General features: G+C 67.1%; 20 protein-coding genes. 5 read left to right on the forward strand and 15 right to left on the reverse strand.

Annotated features, from left to right (window positions below; genetic code table 11):
- Positions 1 to 328: 328 nt before the first annotated feature.
- Together M2437_RS20265 and M2437_RS20270 are read right to left on the reverse strand one after the other, a co-directional pair.
- Entirely contained in the window at positions 329 to 751 is a 423-nt protein-coding gene (locus tag M2437_RS20265) for a hypothetical protein (protein ID WP_253388514.1), read from the reverse strand.
- A gap of 848 nt (positions 752 to 1,599) precedes the next feature.
- Entirely contained in the window at positions 1,600 to 2,094 is a 495-nt protein-coding gene (locus tag M2437_RS20270; RefSeq protein WP_277570373.1) for a hypothetical protein, read from the reverse strand.
- Positions 2,095 to 2,438: 344 nt separating this feature from the next.
- Here M2437_RS20270 and M2437_RS20275 point away from each other — a divergent pair, with 344 nt between their 5' ends.
- Positions 2,439 to 4,229: an ABC transporter ATP-binding protein gene (locus tag M2437_RS20275; RefSeq protein ID WP_253388516.1), complete on the forward strand. Its 1,791-nt coding sequence runs from the start codon at positions 2,439 to 2,441 to the stop codon at positions 4,227 to 4,229.
- 61 nt (positions 4,230 to 4,290) lie between these two features.
- On the forward strand, positions 4,291 to 5,169 hold the full coding sequence (locus M2437_RS20280) for an aldose 1-epimerase family protein (RefSeq protein WP_253388517.1): 879 nt from the start codon (positions 4,291 to 4,293) through the stop codon (positions 5,167 to 5,169).
- Between the two features lie 12 nt (positions 5,170 to 5,181).
- Here M2437_RS20280 and M2437_RS20285 read toward each other — a convergent pair whose 3' ends face one another.
- The 11 genes from M2437_RS20285 to M2437_RS20335 all read right to left on the reverse strand — a co-directional run bounded on the left by M2437_RS20285 (position 5,182) and on the right by M2437_RS20335 (position 12,996).
- Positions 5,182 to 5,391, reverse strand: coding sequence for a TOBE domain-containing protein (locus tag M2437_RS20285; protein WP_004446854.1), 210 nt, complete (start codon positions 5,389 to 5,391; stop codon positions 5,182 to 5,184).
- 81 nt (positions 5,392 to 5,472) lie between these two features.
- Positions 5,473 to 5,847, reverse strand: a complete 375-nt coding sequence (locus tag M2437_RS20290; RefSeq protein ID WP_015822955.1) for a DUF2293 domain-containing protein — start codon at positions 5,845 to 5,847, stop codon at positions 5,473 to 5,475.
- Positions 5,848 to 5,929: 82 nt separating this feature from the next.
- Positions 5,930 to 6,415: a 30S ribosomal protein S9 gene (gene rpsI, locus M2437_RS20295; RefSeq protein ID WP_004446858.1), complete on the reverse strand. Its 486-nt coding sequence runs from the start codon at positions 6,413 to 6,415 to the stop codon at positions 5,930 to 5,932.
- 2 nt (positions 6,416 to 6,417) lie between these two features.
- Positions 6,418 to 6,879 carry a 50S ribosomal protein L13 gene (rplM, locus tag M2437_RS20300; RefSeq protein WP_004446860.1) on the reverse strand — a complete coding sequence of 154 codons (462 nt, stop codon included), beginning with the start codon at positions 6,877 to 6,879 and terminating at the stop codon, positions 6,418 to 6,420.
- A 416-nt stretch (positions 6,880 to 7,295) separates the two neighbouring features.
- Positions 7,296 to 8,156 carry a transglutaminase-like domain-containing protein gene (locus M2437_RS20305; RefSeq protein WP_253388518.1) on the reverse strand — a complete coding sequence of 287 codons (861 nt, stop codon included), beginning with the start codon at positions 8,154 to 8,156 and terminating at the stop codon, positions 7,296 to 7,298.
- Between the two features lie 87 nt (positions 8,157 to 8,243).
- Positions 8,244 to 8,849: a LutC/YkgG family protein gene (locus M2437_RS20310; RefSeq protein WP_082289410.1), complete on the reverse strand. Its 606-nt coding sequence runs from the start codon at positions 8,847 to 8,849 to the stop codon at positions 8,244 to 8,246.
- Entirely contained in the window at positions 8,846 to 10,420 is a 1,575-nt protein-coding gene (locus M2437_RS20315; RefSeq protein ID WP_012254003.1) for a lactate utilization protein B, read from the reverse strand. The genes M2437_RS20310 and M2437_RS20315 overlap by 4 nt, the downstream gene beginning before the upstream one ends.
- Positions 10,417 to 11,160 (reverse strand): (Fe-S)-binding protein, encoded by a 744-nt coding sequence (locus M2437_RS20320; RefSeq protein ID WP_253388519.1) that lies wholly within the window; start codon positions 11,158 to 11,160, stop codon positions 10,417 to 10,419. Before M2437_RS20320 ends, M2437_RS20315 begins: the two co-directional genes overlap by 4 nt.
- A gap of 122 nt (positions 11,161 to 11,282) precedes the next feature.
- Positions 11,283 to 11,903 carry a DsbE family thiol:disulfide interchange protein gene (locus tag M2437_RS20325; RefSeq protein WP_253388520.1) on the reverse strand — a complete coding sequence of 207 codons (621 nt, stop codon included), beginning with the start codon at positions 11,901 to 11,903 and terminating at the stop codon, positions 11,283 to 11,285.
- Complete coding sequence (gene ccmD, locus M2437_RS20330; protein WP_147018510.1) at positions 11,900 to 12,052, reverse strand: heme exporter protein CcmD; 153 nt, start codon at positions 12,050 to 12,052, stop codon at positions 11,900 to 11,902. Before ccmD ends, M2437_RS20325 begins: the two co-directional genes overlap by 4 nt.
- 137 nt (positions 12,053 to 12,189) lie before the next feature.
- Positions 12,190 to 12,996 carry a heme ABC transporter permease gene (locus M2437_RS20335; RefSeq protein ID WP_253388521.1) on the reverse strand — a complete coding sequence of 269 codons (807 nt, stop codon included), beginning with the start codon at positions 12,994 to 12,996 and terminating at the stop codon, positions 12,190 to 12,192.
- A 197-nt stretch (positions 12,997 to 13,193) separates the two neighbouring features.
- Between M2437_RS20335 and M2437_RS20340 the strand changes: the two genes are divergently transcribed.
- Positions 13,194 to 14,033 carry a transglutaminase-like domain-containing protein gene (locus tag M2437_RS20340; protein WP_056120723.1) on the forward strand — a complete coding sequence of 280 codons (840 nt, stop codon included), beginning with the start codon at positions 13,194 to 13,196 and terminating at the stop codon, positions 14,031 to 14,033.
- 2 nt (positions 14,034 to 14,035) lie between these two features.
- On the opposite strand, the gene M2437_RS20345 is transcribed toward M2437_RS20340, so the two are convergent.
- Positions 14,036 to 15,127 (reverse strand): NAD(P)/FAD-dependent oxidoreductase, encoded by a 1,092-nt coding sequence (locus tag M2437_RS20345; protein WP_253389652.1) that lies wholly within the window; start codon positions 15,125 to 15,127, stop codon positions 14,036 to 14,038.
- Positions 15,128 to 15,234: 107 nt separating this feature from the next.
- The gene (locus M2437_RS20350; RefSeq protein ID WP_253388522.1) at positions 15,235 to 16,446 is read right to left on the reverse strand and encodes a hypothetical protein; all 1,212 of its coding nucleotides are present in this window, start codon (positions 16,444 to 16,446) and stop codon (positions 15,235 to 15,237) included.
- Between the two features lie 331 nt (positions 16,447 to 16,777).
- On the opposite strand from M2437_RS20350, the gene flgB reads away from it, so the two are divergent.
- The gene (flgB, locus tag M2437_RS20355; protein WP_253388523.1) at positions 16,778 to 17,194 is read left to right on the forward strand and encodes a flagellar basal body rod protein FlgB; all 417 of its coding nucleotides are present in this window, start codon (positions 16,778 to 16,780) and stop codon (positions 17,192 to 17,194) included.
- Positions 17,195 to 17,228: 34 nt separating this feature from the next.
- Complete coding sequence (gene flgC, locus M2437_RS20360) at positions 17,229 to 17,639, forward strand: flagellar basal body rod protein FlgC (protein ID WP_003603420.1); 411 nt, start codon at positions 17,229 to 17,231, stop codon at positions 17,637 to 17,639.

Here is a 17,639-nt window from a genome sequence, read left to right on the forward strand (position 1 = left end):
GAGTTGAGCCGACTGTTCCGCGGCCTTCTCTCTATTCGCTTTGCGCCGTGTATCGCTGACCCGCCGAAGGGGTCATGTCCCTGCCCCTTGTCTCAGATCACCTTACGCTTATCCGGCGCCCGCCGTTCTGCTGTCTCAGTGTAGGGGCGCCGCCGGTTGCCGTCCTTATCAGTTCCCTGAGTACTGCACGCTGCTGACAAACGGCCCCGTCGCTTGTTCGCTCATCGGTCGGCTTCTTCGGGACGCGATCTCCAGACTGTCAATGAGACCTGCGGGGATGGGCACCTCGCCGGTCCGCGTGATCCATCAGGACCGCGGCGAGCCCCCATCACCGGAAGCGTGCCGCGAGCTTGCTCGAAGCTCCGGGATCGACGCGGTGTAGCCGCTCCAGCGCGCGGATCGCGTCCCGCTCGACCGATTCACGATAGGCCGATTTCACCCGGTCCACGCGTTCGATGAGAACGTCGAGCTTTTCGAGTGGTGTCAGTTCACGAGATGCCTCGCTCGATCTTGCCAGCTCGTGGGCTGATTTTGCGGGCGGCATCGCGCCGACCTTCTCGGCGAGTTCACGGACGGCCTCGGAAATTATCCCGAGTTGCTGGCCGAAACTTCCGACTTCCTTGATGACCGCGACTTCGATCTCCGGGACGCCCTGGTAGGGTCCCGCCGAGATGTCCTGGCTCACCCCGCCGCTCAGCGGCGCGAAAAACGGAAACGTGAACCACGAGTACCAAGTCGGACTACCTGACATGACCCACCTCGCTCCGTCGCAAGCCGCGTCATGGTCGGATCGTATCGGCTAACATTCAAGTTCGCCCCTATGCCTGTTTGCACCGGCGGAATGCAGGATGGCAATTTTACCAATCCTCAGCATCGAAATGACATACCGAAGGTTAAGCATAGGTTTGAGCGATGTATCGGTGTTGAGCCGAAACAAGAGTTCGCTCACTGGCGATTGACGGTGCCAATAAGATGCAGCTGTGCGCAGACGTTGTGTGAAAGAGAAACTGCGCAGGGATATCGGAGCAATCTAATCGAAAGCAAAGAAATTTGATTTAAGAATTCACAAGTATACTATAAAATGATGGATTGAGTCGGGTAAGGTCCTATATAATTAGATAACGTGCGATTCTTAAATCTAAAGATCTAATTTATAGAAAAAAGTCCAGCTGGACGACGTTACCACTCAAAAAACGAGTCCAGCCGCGGCATCAGGCAGATCAGTGTTCCTGCCGCGCCGATCACGCCTGCCATCATCACTATCGCCGCCACCATCGGACCCCCGCGTCATCTCTTCGCAGCCATAACGCGGAAAGGGCTTGGGAAGTTTCACCGTCTGGACATGGCACGCGAGGGGAGTTCAGAGGGCCGTCACCACTTCAGGAAGCGGTCGGCGCTCGGCCGTGCGGCAACGGTGAGTGCGATCGCGCCAAGGGCGCCGATCAGCATGATAGAGGCAGCGAGAATCATAACAGTTACTCCACGACGCAGATTCAGGGACGTCTTCTGAACCAACGAGTGGGAACGATGGCGTGTGCCGTGCGGCAGATTGGCGTGCTCGGAAAGAGTTTGGACCGGAACCCGGCTGGAACGTCGGTCTCAGCTATCCCGGCCGATCCCCAACCCCCGCAGAAGATCACCGATCGGATCGATCCGAGCGGCCTGCTGCGGCTGCGTCGCGGTCGTCGCCGTGCCTGAGGCCGGCAATGCGGTGGAAGTCTCGGCAGCCAGGGCCGGCCGTACCCGCGTCGCGACCTTTGCAGCGCGGTGACGCCGCACGGCTTGCACCCGCTGGGTCGTGTCGGCCCCGGCGAGGTCGTCGGCCGCCAGGAGCGCGACCATCTCCGGTGACAGCAGCGTGAAGGTCGCGGACTTCGGCGCCGGCACGCCTGCGCTGTATCGAGGCGGATCGGCCCAGGTGGAACCTTCGGCCGCCTCGGCGCTGCTGACGATCAAGCTCCCGGCGCGCGACGATGTCGGCGCCGAATTCTGCGTTCTCACCAGAGGCGAGGTCGCGAGAAGACCGAACACCATGACGGCGGTGGTCGCGAAGACGGATCTATAGTGTTCCATGCTTGCGAAACGTACCGCCAAGGTTCTGGTTCCGGCGCTTCGAATCTGTCATCGCGAGATTCGAATCATCCACCTGCCGCGTGCCCCGGAGCCTGAAGGGGCCTCAGAGGAACGTTCCGAACCGCTCTCGCCAACCCGGCCGTCGTGCCGCGGTTTCGATCCGGCGCCTCGGCCTGCAGGCGCTTGACGCCCCCTCCGCCCGCCATGCTAGAGACCGCGCTCGACGCAAAGGGGCCCAGGGTCCGTTTGTCATCAACCACTTAAGCAGCGCTCCGACAGCATCCGGCCCGGAGCGCACTGTCCGGGCGTCGTCGCGCTTTCGCGTCGCTCGTTCGGATCGCAGCCCCTCTCGCCCCGGTGACTGTTTGAGGACCCTCCTCGATCTCCTGCGGGTGATGCGGCGACACGACCGACGGCAGCTCCTGCTGCTGGGGCTCGGGCTCGGGCTCGCCGCCCTGCTCGAAGTGGTCGGCGTCGCCTCGGTGCTGCCGTTCCTCACTCTGGTCGGCGATCCCGGCGCGGCCGCGCGAATCCCCTATCTCGCCAACCTCCGCGATACCTTCGGTCTCGCCGACGACCGCACGTTCCTGCTCGCAACCGGGTTTGCCGCGCTCGCCGCGATCCTGCTGACCAGCGCAGTGAATGCCGCCTTCGCCTATGCGCAACTCCTGTTCGCCCACATGGTCGGCTATGGTTTTGCCCGGCGCCTGCTCGCCCGCTACGTCGATCGCGAGCGCCTGTTCTTCGCGCATGCCAACAGCGCCGAACTCGCCAAGAACGTGCTGAGCGAGACCGACCGCCTCGTCGTCGGCGTGCTCACCCCTGCCATGGTGATCGCCTCGCGCGGTGCCTCGGCACTGGCGGTGGTGATCTTCCTGATCGCCTATCAGCCCCGGCTCGCACTGATCCTCGGCGGCGGCTTCGGCGGGCTCTACGTCGCGATCTATGTCGTGATGCGGGCCCGCCTCTCGCGGCTCGGCACCCGCGCGGTGGCGGGCAACGAGGGCCGCTACCGTGTGGTGCAGGAGACCTTCGGCGCGCTGACCGAACTCAAGCTCTACGGTCGGGCCGAGACGTTCACGAGCAGCTTCGATGCGCCGGCGCGCTCCTACGCCCACGCCCTCGCCTCGAGTCTGGTCACCGGGCAGTTGCCGCGCTTCGTCATCGAATCGCTTGCCTTCGGCGGCGTGATCGCCGTGGTGCTGTTCGCGCTGACGCAAGGGATCGACACCGCCGGCATGCTGCCGCTGCTCGGCCTGTTCGCCTTCGCTGGCTACCGCATGCTGCCGGCCTTCCAGAACATCTTCACCTCCGTCTCGCAGTTGCGCTTCCACCTGCCCGGCGTGCGCTTGATCGTCGATGCCTTGGCGGGGGAGCGGGAGCCCACGCTCCGCACGGCCGAGCGCTTGCCCTTCTCGCAGGCAATCCGTCTGGAGGGCGTCGCGTTCGACTACGAGCCCGGTCGTCCGACCCTGCGCGGCATCGACCTGACGATCACCGCTCATACCACCGTCGGCCTCGTCGGCCGCACCGGCTCGGGCAAGTCGACGCTGGTGGGCCTGATCCTCGGCATTCTCACGCCGACGCGGGGACGCATTCTGGTCGACGGCCATCCGCTCGATGCCGACAGCCTGCCGGCTTGGCAGAACCGGATCGGTTACGTGCCCCAGGACGTCTTCCTGATCGACGGCAGCATCGCGCAGAACATCGCTCTCGGCATCCCGCCGGACAGCCTCGACCGGGCAGCCGTGGAGCGCGCCGCGCGGCTCGCGGGCGCGCACGATTTCGTCGCAGCCCTCTCCGCGGGCTACGACACCGGCGTGGGCGAGCGCGGTGCCCGGCTCAGCGGCGGCCAGCGCCAGCGTATCGGCATCGCCCGCGCGCTGTATCACGACCCCGATGTCATCGTGTTCGATGAGGCGACCAGTGCGCTCGATGGCGAGACCGAGGCTTCGGTGATGGAGGCGCTCGGCGCGCTGGGCGGCACGCGCACGATCATCATGATCGCCCACCGCCTCACCTCGCTGCGCCGGGCCGATACGGTCCACGTCGTCGAGGACGGACGGATCGTCGCCTCGGGGCCGCTATCGCAGGTGATCGCGGATCCCGCTGTCTCGTCCCCGCCTGCGGACGTCGTCGTGGCCCCGGCCCGGTAGCGGTTCCGCCCCGGCCCGGCTATCGCTTCGAAGCGAAGCAGACGCTTGGGGGGCGAGGGCAATGGACGGGACGGTCGAGATCCGTGCGGATGACGGCAGCACGGCGCGGATCGCGCTGCACGGCGCCGAGCCGGTCTCCTGGCAGGTCGAAGACCACGAATATCTCTGGAGCGGCGATCCGGAGCACTGGAACCGCCATGCGCCCTGGCTCTTCCCCGTCGTCGGCGCCTCGTCGGGCGGCAGCGTACTGGTGGATGGCCGGCGCTACCCGATGGCCCAGCACGGCTTTGCCCGCGATTTGCCTTTCGCGGTTGTCAGCCAAAGCGCGGACGCGGTTTCCCTGCAGCTAACCGACAGCGCGGCGACGCGGGCGCACTACCCCTTCCCGTTCCAGTTGACGATCGACGCCCGCATCGCAGCGAAGTCCCTCGCCTTCGAGATCCGGGTCGAGAATCCGGGCGAGGCTGCCCTGCCCTACGCCCTCGGTTTCCACCCGGCCTTTCCCTGGCCGTTTGCCGGGGGGGAGCGTCGCGCCGATGGCGGCTACGCGGTTCTGTTCGAGGAAGCGGAACGGCCGTTCGTCCCGGAGGTCGGCGCGGGTGGGCTGCTGGTGCGCAGCGAGCGGGAACTGATCCTCGACGGCGCGCGCCTCGACCTCGATCCCGACCTCTTCAGCGAGGCCCTGGTCTTCCTGAACGCGCGGAGCCGGGCGATGCGTTTCGTGTCGCCGAGCGGCCGAGCCATCGCCATGCGGATGGAGGACTTTCCCCATCTCGCGGTCTGGACCAAGCCGACGGCGCCATTCCTGTCGCTGGAAGCCTGGACCGGACACGCCGACTGGGCCGGCTTCGAAGGCGCTTTGGAGAATCGCGATTCGCAGCGCCTACTGGCGCCGGGCGCGAGCGCCCGGCACGGGATCGCGCTGGCGATCGAGGGGTGAGCCTGAGCGTACTTAATCGACGGCGATGATGACGTCGGAGCTCTTGATCACGGCATAGGCTTCGCCGCCGACCTTCAGCCCCAGCGAATCGACCGATTCGTTGGTGATGGCCGAGGTGACGATCTGACCGTTGGCGATCTCGATCTTCACATGGGCCGTGGTCGAGCCCTTCTCGACCGAAACCACCTTGCCCTTGAGGACGTTGCGCGCGCTGAGCTTCATCGACGGGTGTCTCCGCTGTTGAGATGGCCCTCCCTGCCCCAGCGGCAGCAGGCCGGCAAGCGAAGACGAAATGCTGTCCCCTCACGCTTCGGGGAAGTCGTCCTCGTCGGGATCAGCCTCTTCGGAAACGCGGCGGCGGCAGCCCCATTCGGCGAGCCGCGCGTTCATCTCGTCGAGAACGAAGTGGCGGGCGCTGTCACGGTCGTAACCCTCGTCGAGGAGGTCGTCGTACTCGGTGAAGCTGTGCCGGGTGAACGCCGTCAGGGCGAGCCAAACCGCGGTCTCCGGCACCGCGCCGCGCAGGCCGGGACTGCGCAACGCCCGGTCCAGCACCGCTTCCGCCTCGAAATCCGGAAGGCGCGGCGCGAGACGGGCCAACGCCTCGGCCAGAACCGCGCGGCGGTCCGTCGGCGGCGCGGCATGGCTCGGACGGTCCGGGCTCCCTGCCCTCTTCATGCGACGGTCTCGCCTCGATCCAAGATACGAAAAAGGCGGAGCCTTGCGGCCCCGCCCTTTGCACCAGCGAAAATGAAACGCCTTAGCGCTTCGAGAACTGGAAGCTGCGGCGAGCCTTCTTGCGGCCGTACTTCTTGCGCTCGACGACGCGCGGGTCGCGGGTCAGGAAGCCTTCGCGCTTGAGCGAGGAGCGCAGCTCCGGCTCATAGTAGGTCAGCGCCTTGGACAGGCCGTGGCGCACGGCGCCGGCCTGACCGGAGAGACCACCACCCTTCACCGTGACGGTGATGTCGTACTGATCGACGCGAGACACGATCTCCAGCGGCTGGCGCAGGATCATGCGCAGCACCGGACGGGCGAAGTAGGTCTCGACCGGGCGGCCGTTGACGACCACGGTGCCGTTGCCGGGCTTGATCCAGACGCGGGCGACCGCGTCCTTACGCTTGCCGGTCGCGTAGGCGCGGCCCTGGGCGTCCAGCTTCTGGACGTGGACGGGCGCCTCGTTCTCGGGGTTGCTCGTCTGGGTGTTCGCCCGATTGAGGTCGGCGAGGGACTGAAGGGTCGCCATAATCAAGCGCTCACGTTCTTACGGTTGAGGGAGCCGACGTCGAGCGCCTGCGGCTGCTGGGCCTCGTGGGGATGCGCGGCACCCTTGTAGACGCGCAGGTGGCCGAGGATCTGGCGGAAGAGCGGGCCGCGCGGCAGCATGCGCTCCACGGCCTTCTCGACCACGCGCTCGGGGAACCGACCCTCGAGGATGAACTTGGCCGAGCGCTCCTTGATGCCGCCCGGATAGCCCGTGTGGTGGTAGTAGACCTTCTGGTCGTACTTGCGGCCGGTGAACTTCACCTTGTCCGCATTGATGACGATGACGTGGTCGCCGCAATCGACGTGGGGCGTGTAGGCGGGCTTGTGCTTGCCGCGCAGACGCATCGCCACGATCGAAGCGAGACGGCCCACGACGAGGCCCTCGGCGTCGATCACGACCCACTTCTTGTCGACGTCGGCAGGCTTCAGCGAAGTGGTCTTCATGGCCGATTCCCGTGCCGGTGACGTTGGAAACAAGGCGCCGCCGCGTCGGGTGAGGACGCAGCGGCGTACGGCTGGGTCACTAGGGGGATTCTGTGTCTTCGTCAAGGCAGACGAAGAACGCCTCGAAGAGAAAAGCGCAATCCGTGGAAGGCTTTTGCGGATGCGGTAATTAGATACCGCATGTGGTTTGCCGTCTCGGCGTCCGTTGTTCCAATGGGATTGCGACGAGCGCGAACGAAAAAGCCCGCCACGGACGGAGCCGGGCGGGCGGAGTTTGGAGATTCGTCCAGGCTTACCTGGAACATAAGATTGACGGGCTAAAATGCCGTTTTAATCCGCCCGGTGCGAAAAAAACTTCATAGCGCGCTCGGGCCACCGGATTCGCCGGGTAGGGCGTCGATCGTGAGGCGCCTTGGTCAGGCCGCGCCGGCATGCGGAGCCGGCTCCTCCGTTGAGATCGCATCGACCGTGCGCTCCATCGGCTCCGGGCCTCCGTCGGCGCGATCGATACGGATCTCCATACCGGTCGGCTGCATCTCGCCGTAGGGCGTCGAAAAGGCGATTTCGGCGGCATCCCGCCCGATGCCGATGCGCACGAGACCGTCGAGATGGGCTTGGCGCGTCGCGTCGAACAGCCACCAGCGCCCATCGAGATAGGCTTCGAACACGGCGTGGAAGTCGCTGGGCACGAGGCCGTAGGCGTAGCAGCTCACGAACCGGGCGGGGATGCCGAGCCCGCGGCAGAAGGCGGCGCCGAGATGGGCGAAGTCGCGGCACACGCCGGCACGCATCAGCAGGCTCTCGTCGGCCGTCGTCTCGCCGTCGCTCGAACCACGCCGATAGGCGATGTTGTCATGGATCCAGTTGCAGATCGCATTGACGCGCTGATGGCCCTTCGGAAGGTCGCCGAACTCGGCTTGGGCGAAGGCGGCGAGCCGGTCCGACGAGACGAAACGGCTCGGCAGCAGGAAGGGGAGGATGTCGAGGGGGAGTTCGGAGACGGGCGTCTCGGAAATCGTCGCCGGATCGGCCCGCACGACGGCCAGATCCACCTCGGCATTGTATTCGAGCGAGAACGGGCCGGGCTGCACGTTCACGCCGAGATAGCGGTTCTTGAGGTCCGGCGTGACGTACACGCGCCGCGCCAGGTCCGGCGCGAGGGTCAGGCTTTCGCGGGCGATGTCGAGGCTTCGCAATTTCGCGACCTCGACATTGAAGATGAAGGTGGTGGGCGCCTTGACCTGATAGGCAAGACTGCAACCGAGCTTGAATCGCACGGGGACGGCTCCGAATTTTGCGGGAAGACGCCCCGTTCGAGCGAGGCGTTTTGCCGCAAACGCGCAGAGATCCGTTCGGCTCCGCTTTCAGGCTGCTTGTTTTTTGCGCTGCAGCAGAAGCACGGTCAGCGAGCGCACGCCCTGCGCCCCGTGGATCAGCACGCCCTCGATGTCGGCCGTGGCGGACGGACCCGTATGGAGCACGGCATAGGCCGCCTGTCCGAAGTCCGGACGCTTGTAGGCAGCCTGAATGTTCACTAGGATGTCGGCCGGGTCGAGCAGCACGATCAGGTGCTGGGCGAGATAGGCGACCGCGTTCACGATCAGGTCGTCTTGTGTGAACAGCACCGAGCCGGTCTCGGCGACGCCGAAGCGCGCGCGCACCACCGCCACGTCGACATCATTGACCTCGGTCGGCTTGGCGACAGCGGCGAGGTCACGATTCCCCGAGAATTCGGGCACGGCGGAGGCGATCACCGCCGCCCCGTCCAGACGCGCCCGCACCGGGGCGAAGGGATCGGACGGGCCGCCCGCACGCTCGACGCGCCCGCCCATCTTGCCCAGACGCTCGGCGAATTCGGCGACGAGATCGTCCCCCACCAGCGGCGCGAAGGTCGGCACCTCCGGCAGCGGAAAGTCGCCGGCCGGGCGGTTGGCCTTGAGCCGGCCGAGGATGGCCTCGCGGGCGCTCACGCGTCGCTCCCCTTCTTCATCCGGTTCTGGCGGTACCACGCGTGGAAGCTCTGGCGCGGGGCGTGGGGCATCTCGCGCTTCTTCCCCCAGGTGTTGGCCGGGTTGTAGACGGCAAAGCGCGGCAGGACGCGCAGGGCCGAGTCGGCGGTCTGGATCGCGGCGCGATACGCGGCCGGGCGGCTCAGCACGGCGCCGGCGGCCTTCATCATGCCCTGCTTCAGGAGCGGGATCTGGTGCTCCTCGGCCAGCACCTTGCGCCACGCGAAGATCTGCTCGTGGATGTTGATCTTGACCGGGCAGACATTGGTGCAGGAGCCGTTCATCGTCGAGGAGAACGGCAGGGTCGAGTATTTCCGCTTGTTGAAGGTCGGATCGATGATGAGCCCGATCGGCCCGGAATAGGTCGCGCCATAGGAGAGGCCGCCCGAGCGCCGGTAGACCGGGCAGGTGTTCATGCAGGCGCCGCAGCGGATGCATTTGAGCGAGGTCCAGAACTCCTCCATCCCCAGCCGCTCGGAGCGGCCGTTATCGACCAGCACCATGTGCATCTCGGTGCCGGGCCGCGGCCCACGGAAATGCGAGGTGTACTGGGTGATCGGCGAACCGAGCGCCGAGCGCGACAGCAGGCGGATGAACACGCCGAGATGCTCGACCCGCGGGATGATTTTCTCGATGCCGATCGAATGGATCTGCAGCGGCGGCACGTTGCCGGAGAGGTCGGCATTGCCCTCGTTGGTGCAGGTGACCACCGTGCCGGTCTCGGCGATGGCGAAGTTGCAGCCGGTGAGGCCGGCATCGGCCTTGAGGATCAGCGGGCGCGTGGTCTCGCGCTGGCTCTCGGCGAGGTAGTGGGCGTCGTCGTTGTCGGGGTCGGTACCGAGCGTCCGGGCGAACACCTCGGCGACGTCGAGGCGGGTCTTGTGGACCGCCGGCATCACCACGTGGCTCGGCTCCTCGTCGTCGAGCTGCTGGATGCGCTCGCCGAGATCGGTCTCGATCACGTCGATGTCGTGGGCCGCCATGAAGTGGCGGAAGCCGCACTCCTCGGTCAGCATCGACTTCGACTTTACCAGCGACTTGGCGCCGTGCTTGCGCAGGATGTCGAGGACGATGCGGTTGTGGTCCGCTCCATCCTCGGCCCAGTGGACATGGACGCCGTTGGCCTTTGCGGCCGCCTCGAACTGTTCGAGGTAATGGTCGAGATGGGTGAGCGTGTGCGTCTTGATCTGCGAGGCAATCTCGCGAAGCTCTTCCCATTCGGGGATGCCGTGGGCGGCGACATCGCGCTTGCGGCGCACGTCCCAAAGGCGCTCGTCATGGGCCTTCTGATGCATCGGCGCGGCAAGGAAGCGCTCGGCGGCCTCCGCCTGGTCGATCGGGCGGTTGCCGCGCACCTTGGCGCCGCGGGGCTGCGGCTCGCGCGGCGCGTCAGCGCGGATCGGCTTCGAGGCGGCTTCGGCGTGCTGGAGCCGTTCGCCGCCAGGGCCGCGCTCGCTCTCGTCGGAGGGCGCACGCACCTCGGGGTGGAGCACGTCCTCGGTCTGGCGCGGGGTCAGGTCGTCGGCGCTCATGCGGCGGCTCCGTTCAGCACCTGGGCGATGTGAATGTATTTGAGGCCGACGCCGAGACGCTCGGCACAGCCCTTCTGATGCATCAGGCAGGAGGAATCGGCCGAGACCACGTATTCGGCGCCCGCGCGGGCCTGATCGGTCACCTTGTCGTAGCCCATCTTGGCCGAGACCGCGGGCTCGAACACCGAGAAGGTGCCTCCAAAACCGCAGCACTCGTCGGGCCGGGTCAGATCGACGATCTCCACCCCCTTCACCTTCTTCAGAAGGTTGAGCGGCTTCGAGAAGAACGGCTGGTTCAGTTCGGTCGGCCGAGCATGGCCGATGCCGCGCAGCGCGTTGCAGTTCGAGTGATAGGCGACCTTGTGCGGGAACGCCGCCCAGGGAAGATCCTCGATCTTGAGCACGTCGTGGAGGAATTCGACGAGTTCGAACGTCCTGGTTCGCACATGCTTGACCGCATCGGTCTGCGGGATGGCGGTGAGGTGCTCGCGCACCTGATGCACGCAGGAGCCGGACGGGGCGACGATGTAGTCGAACCCGGAAAAATTCTTGACGAACAGCGCCTCGGTCGCGGCGGCCTCTTGATGGCAGCCGGTATTGGTCATCGGCTGGCCGCAGCAGGTCTGATCGTAAGGGTATTCGACGGTGAGGCCGAAGCGCTCCAGCAGTTCCAGCGTGGCGATGCCGACCTCGGGCTCGAAGGCATCGACGTAGCAGGGGACGAACAGTCCGATCCGCATGGCGCTCTTCTGATCGTGATTTGAGACGGTTGGCCCGCGCCTCCACCTTGGAACGGCTTCAAGCGGACAGGGGCTGCATACGCCTCCGATCCCCGGTTTCCAAGCGTGCCGCCTGATCCCGGTCAGTTGGTCACGGGGGCGGTCCGTCCGGCGGCGCGAATACGCTCCAGCACGCTTGTGTAATTTTCCGGCGTCAGGATTCCGACGAGCTTGTCGCGGATGCGGCCGTCGGGACCGATGATGAAGGTCTCCGGCACGCCATAGACGCCGAGGTCGATTCCGGCCCGGCCGCTCGCGTCAGCGCCGACCGCCGCGAACGGCAGGCCATTGCGCTCCAGCCAGCGCCGCCCGGCATCGCCGGGATCCTTGTAGTCGATGCCGACGAGGCGGATGCCGGGCTCCTGCGCGAGCCGCATCAGCATCGGATGCTCGATCTGGCACGGGGCGCACCACGAGGCGAAGATGTTGAGGACGGTCACCTGCCCCTTGAGGTCCGCACTCGACAAACCGGGCACCGGCCGGCCGGCGGCCTGGAGGCCCGGCACCGGCTCCAACGCGAATGCGGGAACCGGTTTGCCGATCAACGCCGAGGGCAAAGCCGCAGGATCGGCGCCCGAGCGCAGCCGGACCAGGAAGGCGACGGCCAAGATGGCGAAGACGAGCACCGGCAGCAGCGCGAGCAGCGAGCGGCGGGGGCGCTCCCCGGTGCCGGGCGGGGTCGCTTGCGGGGCCTGCGCGTTCACGGGCGACCTCCCCGCTCGTCCTGCAGCTCGGCGAGCGCGCGGCGCTGCGTCCGCCCATCCCACCAGCCGTTGAGGGCCAGGGCGCCGAGCACCAGGGCTGCGAAGCCATAGGAGCCGACGATGAAGGGGGCGTAAGGTCCGAATTCCATGGCGGGTCTCAGAGTGCTCGTCCCATCGATCGTCCTAGAGCCGCATCCGACCTGATTGCATCAGGCCGGCGTCTCTAGGTCTTAGTGTCAACGCGCTTTCTTCCGCCGAACCGGCGTCCACTTCGTCGGAAAGCGCTCTAGATCGCTTGGCCCACGGGAAGGGTCGCCGCCGCGCGGGTCATCGGTGCGGCCTCCTGCACGCCGGCATCGAGCCGCTCCGCCTGCCGGATCAGCAGCGTGCGCACCCGGCGGCGGTAGATCTCGGTGCGCATCGCCTGAAGATGCAGCGTGACGCCGAGCAGGGTCATCGCCAGCACCATCTCGAGCAGCGGGTAGAGCATCGAGGAATCGATGGACGAGCCGCCCATGCGCAGGATCGAGGCCGGCTGGTGCAGCGTCGACCACCAGTTCACCGAGAATTTGATGATCGGCAGGTTCACCGCGCCGACCAATGTCAGGATCGAGACCGCGCGCGCCGCCCGGCTCGGATCCTCGATGGTCCGCCACAGGGCGATGATGCCGCAATAGATCAGGAACAGCACCAGCATCGAGGTCAGCCGCGCGTCCCAGACCCAGTAGGTCCCCCACATCGGCTTGCCCCAGAGCGAGCCGGTGACGAGGCAGATCAGAGTGAAGGCCGCGCCGATCGGCGCGGCGGCGCGCTGCGACACGTCGGCGAGCGGGTGGCGCCAGACCATCGTGCCGATCGCCGAGAGCGTCATCGCGCCATAGAAGCCCATGCCGAGAATCGCGGCAGGGACATGGACATACATGATCCGCACGGTGTCGCCCTGCTGGTAGTCGGGCGGCACGACGAAGAAGGTCAGGTACAGCCCGGCGGCAACGAGCAGGGCCGACGCCGACGCGAGCCAGGGCAAGGCCGCACCCGACCAGCGCAGGAATTGGCCCGGATGGGCGAGGCGGTTCCAGAGAGCGGTCCACATGGACGCCTCCATACCGCCGAGTGCGCTGCAGCAGCAATGCGCGCCAACGCCCCGTCCGGCGTCCGCTTTTTGTATGGGCGGACTGCGAAACATTTGTGCAACGCGATAACGGAACGCGTGGTAATCATAAGAATTAACGCTTGGTCCCCCTCAGTCTCTATTTTCGGGGATTGAAAATCGAAGTCACGAGCTGCCGCATGCTGATCAAGGCCGGTTACGACATCACCTTCGAGACTGATGCTGCAACGCCGATCTCGCTGCTCCTCAGCCTTCACCCCTCCCGCGAGGGCGACCTGCGCAGCCCGCAAGACATCGTCTTCGATCCGCCGATTCCGCAGCGGCAGACGCTCGATTCCTTCGGCAACGTCTGCACCCGCATCGTCGCGCCGCCGGGCCGCCTCTCGATCTCGGCGGACTTCCTGGTCGCCGATTCAGGCCTGCCCGACGCAGTCGCGCCGGAGGCCGCCCAGATTCCGGTGGAGGCCCTACCCGACGACGTGATGCTCTACCTGATGGCGAGCCGCTACTGCGACACCGATAAGCTGGCCGGGATTGCGTGGTCGCTCTTCGGCCAGACGCCGCAGGGTTGGGCGCGGGTTCAGGCTATTGTCGATTACGTGCACGAGCGCATCCGCTTCAATTATATGCAGGCGGATGCCACCCGCTCGGCCTTCGACGGCTACCAGCAGCAGGTCGGCGTCTGCCGCGATTTCGCGCATCTTGCCGTCGCGTTCTGCCGCTGCATGAACATTCCGGCGCGCTACTGCACCGGCTATCTCGGCGATATCGGCGTGCCGCCCGTGGCCGATCCGATGGACTTTTCGGCGTGGTTCGAGGTCTATCTCGGCGGGCGCTGGTACACCTTCGACGCCCGCCACAACACGCCGCGGATCGGCCGCATCGTCATGGCGCGCGGTCGCGACGCGACGGATTGCGCGATCTCCACGAGCTTCGGCGCGGCGCGGCTGGTCAGCTTCGCGGTTCACACCGATGCGGTGGCGGATGGGACGAAGGCCGATCTGGTGCGGGCTGCGTAGCCTTAAGCGATCACCTGATCGGCCACCGCCTCAGCCAGCGAGAGCGCGGAGGTGAGGCCCGGACTTTCGATCCCGAAGAGTTGCACCAGGCCCGGCCATCCGTGCTCGCCGGGGCCGTCGATGCGAAAATCCGCAGCCGGCTCGCCGGGGCCGCTGAGTTTCGGCCGGATGCCCGCATAGTCCGGCATCAGGCGCCCGTCCGGCAGGCCGGGCCAGTAGCGCCGGATTGCCGCCTCGAAGCGCTCGGCGCGTCCCGGATCGACCGCGTAATCGGGGGCGTCCACCCACTCGACATCGGGCCCGAACCGCATGCGTCCGGCGAGGTCCAGAGTCAGGTGGATGCCGAGGCCTCCCTCGACCGGGGCCGGGTAGATCAGCCGCGTGAAGGCCGGCCGGCCGCTGCATCCGAAATAGCTGCCCTTGGCCAGAACCTGACGGGGGATGCCGTCCGCCGCCCCCTCGATCTGGCGAGCGAGGGCTTGTGCGCCGAGGCCCGCCGCGTTGATCAGACAATCGACCTGCAGCACGTCCGGCGCCGCGCCGCCGAAGCGGACCTCCCAGCGCCCATCCCGGCGCTCGGCCGCTTCGATCGGGGTATTCAACGCCAGCACGCCGCCCGCATCTTCGACATCGCCGAGGAGCGCCAGCATCAGGGCGTGGCTGTCGACGATGCCGGTGGCGGGGGAATGGAGCGCGGCGACGCAGGACAAGGCCGGTTCCAGAGCCACAGCCTCGGCGCGCTCACACCAAGTCAGGCCCTCGACCCGGTTCTCGCCCCCGCGGGACAGGATCGTTTCGAGCGCCGAGCGCTCCGCCTCGTGCGTCGCCACGATCAGCTTGCCGCACAGCCGGTAGGGCACGCCGTGGCTCTCGCAGAATTCGACGAGACGGCGGCGCCCCTCGACGCAGTGGCGGGCGCGCAGCGAGCCGGGGGGATAATACATGCCGCCGTGGATCACCTCCGAACTGCGGGCGGACACGCCAGTGCCGATCGCTTCGGCGGCCTCAGCCACGATCACCGCGGTGCCGCGCAGCGCGAGGGCTCGCGCGATCGCAAGCCCCACCACCCCCGCCCCGACGACGAGTGCCTCCATGCCTCCGGTCTGCCTCACGAACGTTCGGGCCGCCGCACCGCGACGCGGGTTCGGCGGCCTCCGGAAAAACAGGCCTTACGGCCAAGAGGCTGATGAGCGTGCTCGCCTCAGTTCTTGCTGTCGAGCGGGCGTCCGAGGAGGCGGGCGAACTCGGCCTCGATCTCCTCCACCGAGAACGGGTTCTGCGCCTGAGCGGCGGGCTCCGGCGGCTCGACCTTCGACGGCTCCGGCTTGGACGGCTCGGGCTTGGGGGGCTCAACCTTGAAAGGTTCGGACTTCATCGCGTCCGGCTTGGACGGCGCCACGAACGGCGGGGGTGCGACGGGCTTGGCGGGGGCCGCAGGCTTCGGTTCGGGCCGGGGCGCTGCCACCACCGGGGTGGGAGCCGGCTGCGGCCGAACTGGCGGCGGCGGCGGGGCGGGCATGGGCGGGGCCGGCTCAGCTGCCATCGCCGCGGCGACCGGATCGATCGGCGCGGGCGCCGGCTCGGCCGGTTTCCGTGCCGGAGGGGGCACCTCGGCAGGGTCCGCAGGCGGGGGCGTGACCGCGGACGAGGGCCGCTTCAGTGCCACCTGAAGCTGCCGGGCCATATCCGAGAGAACGGCCGGATCGACCGAGCGCGGCCCACGGCTGGCTATGACCGGCGGCTCCGGCACAGGTTCCGGCACCGGCTCGACCGAGGCGGGTTCCGGTCGCGCGGGGCGCTCGGACGCGACCTCCGGGCGGGGAGAGACCACCGGCGGCGCCGTTCGCCGCATCAGGCGGCTGACCGGCGAGACCGGCCGCGCCGGAGCGTTGGCCGGCAAGGCCTCAGGCTCGAACAGGCCGGGATCGAGGGGCGGCGCCCGGTCGAGGGCGGCCTGGGCGCTGGACACCGCCGAGGGCACCACCTCCGGCATGGCGAAGGTCGGGGGCATCGGAGAGTCGAGGAAGGGATCGGTCCGCGGCTCCAGCGCCGGGTCGCTGAGGCCCGCCTCCCCACCGGGCCGGGCGCTCCCGTCCGGCGCGTAGCGGCTGCCGGCGCCGCGCTGGATGTGGCGCTCGATCACCACATCGTTGGGGCCACCGACCAGCAGCAGGTGCTCCACGTTGTCCCGCCGCAGCAGGATAAGTTGGCGCTGCCGGTCGAGCTCGTAGATGTCGACGATGCCGAGCCGCGGCTGGCGTCCGCGCTGGCTCGCATTCGCGGACAGCGTGAGCCCGCGCCCGGACAGCCGCATGAACAGCAGCGCGGCAATCAGGAACAGCACCAGGATGGCGAGGAAGATCACCAGGAACTGCAAGGCGTAGGAGCCCTCGGAACTGAAGAACGCTTGCAAGACCCGCGTCTTTCTAAGTCGGGGCTCCGACGCCGCCGCGCGACGTCCGGCGGTGACCGAAGCCGGCGGAGACGCAATCTCGGCCCCACGCATTACACGGCCCGATTATCGCCGCCGCTTCACGCCCCGGCAACGTATGTTGACACTCCGTTAACAACTCGGTGCAGCCCGCAGCGGCCATTCCAGCATCCGCAGCGATGTGCGGCACCACGGAGACCCGGCAGGTTTTGCCGGGTTAACGGCTCCTTAACCATGTCAGCGGCAGATTCTGCCGGGTTCGGACCTGTGGCTTTCCGAAATCCATCACCGGCCGCGCCGACCCCGAGGCACCATGTCGCTCACCGACCTGCCCCTGCTCGGCATGCTGCGCACCCGGATGCACTGGCATCAGGCCCGCCAGGCCCTGCTCGCTGAGAACGTCGCCAATGCCGACATGCCCGGTTTTCGCCCGCGCGATCTCGCCGAGCCGTCCGCGGCCTCGATGAAACTTGCGACGCCGGTCGCGGCTTCGATCGGCGGCGACGGGATCGCCCGCACCGATTCCACGCATATCGGGATGACGGCGAGCGCCGGACCGAACGCCGACCCGCGCCGCTTCAAGGGCTTCGAGGTCCGCCCCTCCGGCAACGGGGTGAACCTGGAGGAAGAGATGATGAAGGCCGGTGACAACCAAGCCGATTACCAGCTCGTCGCCTCGCTCTACCAGAAGAGCCTCGACGCCCTGAAAATCGCCGTCGGCAAGCGCTGACATCGCTCGCTGACATCGCTGAACGGGGACCGTCATGGATTTCTTGAAGAGCCTCGGCATCGCCGCCTCCGGCCTGAAGGCGCAGTCCGGCCGGATGCGCATCATCGCCGAGAACATCGCCAACGCCGATTCCACCGCCCAGACCGCGGGCGGCGATCCCTATCGGCGCAAGATCCCGACCTTCACCAGCCGCTTCGACAACGAACTGAACGCCAGCGTCGTCGAGGCCGGCCGGGTTCGGCGCGATCCCACACCGTTCCGCACCAAGCACGATCCCGGCAACCCGGCTGCGGATGCGCGCGGCGAGGTGCGCCTGCCCAACGTCAACGGGCTGATCGAAAACATGGACATGCGCGAGGCCCAGCGCTCCTACGAGGCCAACCTCAACATGGTGACCGCCACCCGGCGGATGATCTCCCGCACCCTCGAGATCCTGAAGGCGTAG

The organism is Methylorubrum pseudosasae (assembly GCF_029504475.1).
Taxonomy (GTDB): Bacteria; Pseudomonadota; Alphaproteobacteria; order Rhizobiales; family Beijerinckiaceae; genus Methylobacterium; species Methylobacterium extorquens.

What these genes read in the sequence shown, in the direction of transcription:
- M2437_RS20265 (WP_253388514.1), bottom strand. Translation starts at nt 751, where the DNA reads ATGTCAGGTAGTCCGACTTGGTACTCGTGGTTCACGTTTCCGTTTTTC.
- M2437_RS20280 (WP_253388517.1), top strand. Translation starts at nt 4,291, where the DNA reads ATGGACGGGACGGTCGAGATCCGTGCGGATGACGGCAGCACGGCGCGG.
- M2437_RS20285 (WP_004446854.1), bottom strand. Translation starts at nt 5,391, where the DNA reads ATGAAGCTCAGCGCGCGCAACGTCCTCAAGGGCAAGGTGGTTTCGGTC.
- M2437_RS20290 (WP_015822955.1), bottom strand. Translation starts at nt 5,847, where the DNA reads ATGAAGAGGGCAGGGAGCCCGGACCGTCCGAGCCATGCCGCGCCGCCG.
- rpsI (WP_004446858.1), bottom strand. Translation starts at nt 6,415, where the DNA reads ATGGCGACCCTTCAGTCCCTCGCCGACCTCAATCGGGCGAACACCCAG.
- rplM (WP_004446860.1), bottom strand. Translation starts at nt 6,879, where the DNA reads ATGAAGACCACTTCGCTGAAGCCTGCCGACGTCGACAAGAAGTGGGTC.
- M2437_RS20315 (WP_012254003.1), bottom strand. Translation starts at nt 10,420, where the DNA reads ATGAGCGCCGACGACCTGACCCCGCGCCAGACCGAGGACGTGCTCCAC.
- M2437_RS20320 (WP_253388519.1), bottom strand. Translation starts at nt 11,160, where the DNA reads ATGCGGATCGGACTGTTCGTCCCCTGCTACGTCGATGCCTTCGAGCCC.
- ccmD (WP_147018510.1), bottom strand. Translation starts at nt 12,052, where the DNA reads ATGGAATTCGGACCTTACGCCCCCTTCATCGTCGGCTCCTATGGCTTC.
- M2437_RS20335 (WP_253388521.1), bottom strand. Translation starts at nt 12,996, where the DNA reads ATGTGGACCGCTCTCTGGAACCGCCTCGCCCATCCGGGCCAATTCCTG.
- M2437_RS20340 (WP_056120723.1), top strand. Translation starts at nt 13,194, where the DNA reads ATGCTGATCAAGGCCGGTTACGACATCACCTTCGAGACTGATGCTGCA.
- M2437_RS20345 (WP_253389652.1), bottom strand. Translation starts at nt 15,127, where the DNA reads ATGGAGGCACTCGTCGTCGGGGCGGGGGTGGTGGGGCTTGCGATCGCG.
- flgB (WP_253388523.1), top strand. Translation starts at nt 16,778, where the DNA reads ATGTCGCTCACCGACCTGCCCCTGCTCGGCATGCTGCGCACCCGGATG.
- flgC (WP_003603420.1), top strand. Translation starts at nt 17,229, where the DNA reads ATGGATTTCTTGAAGAGCCTCGGCATCGCCGCCTCCGGCCTGAAGGCG.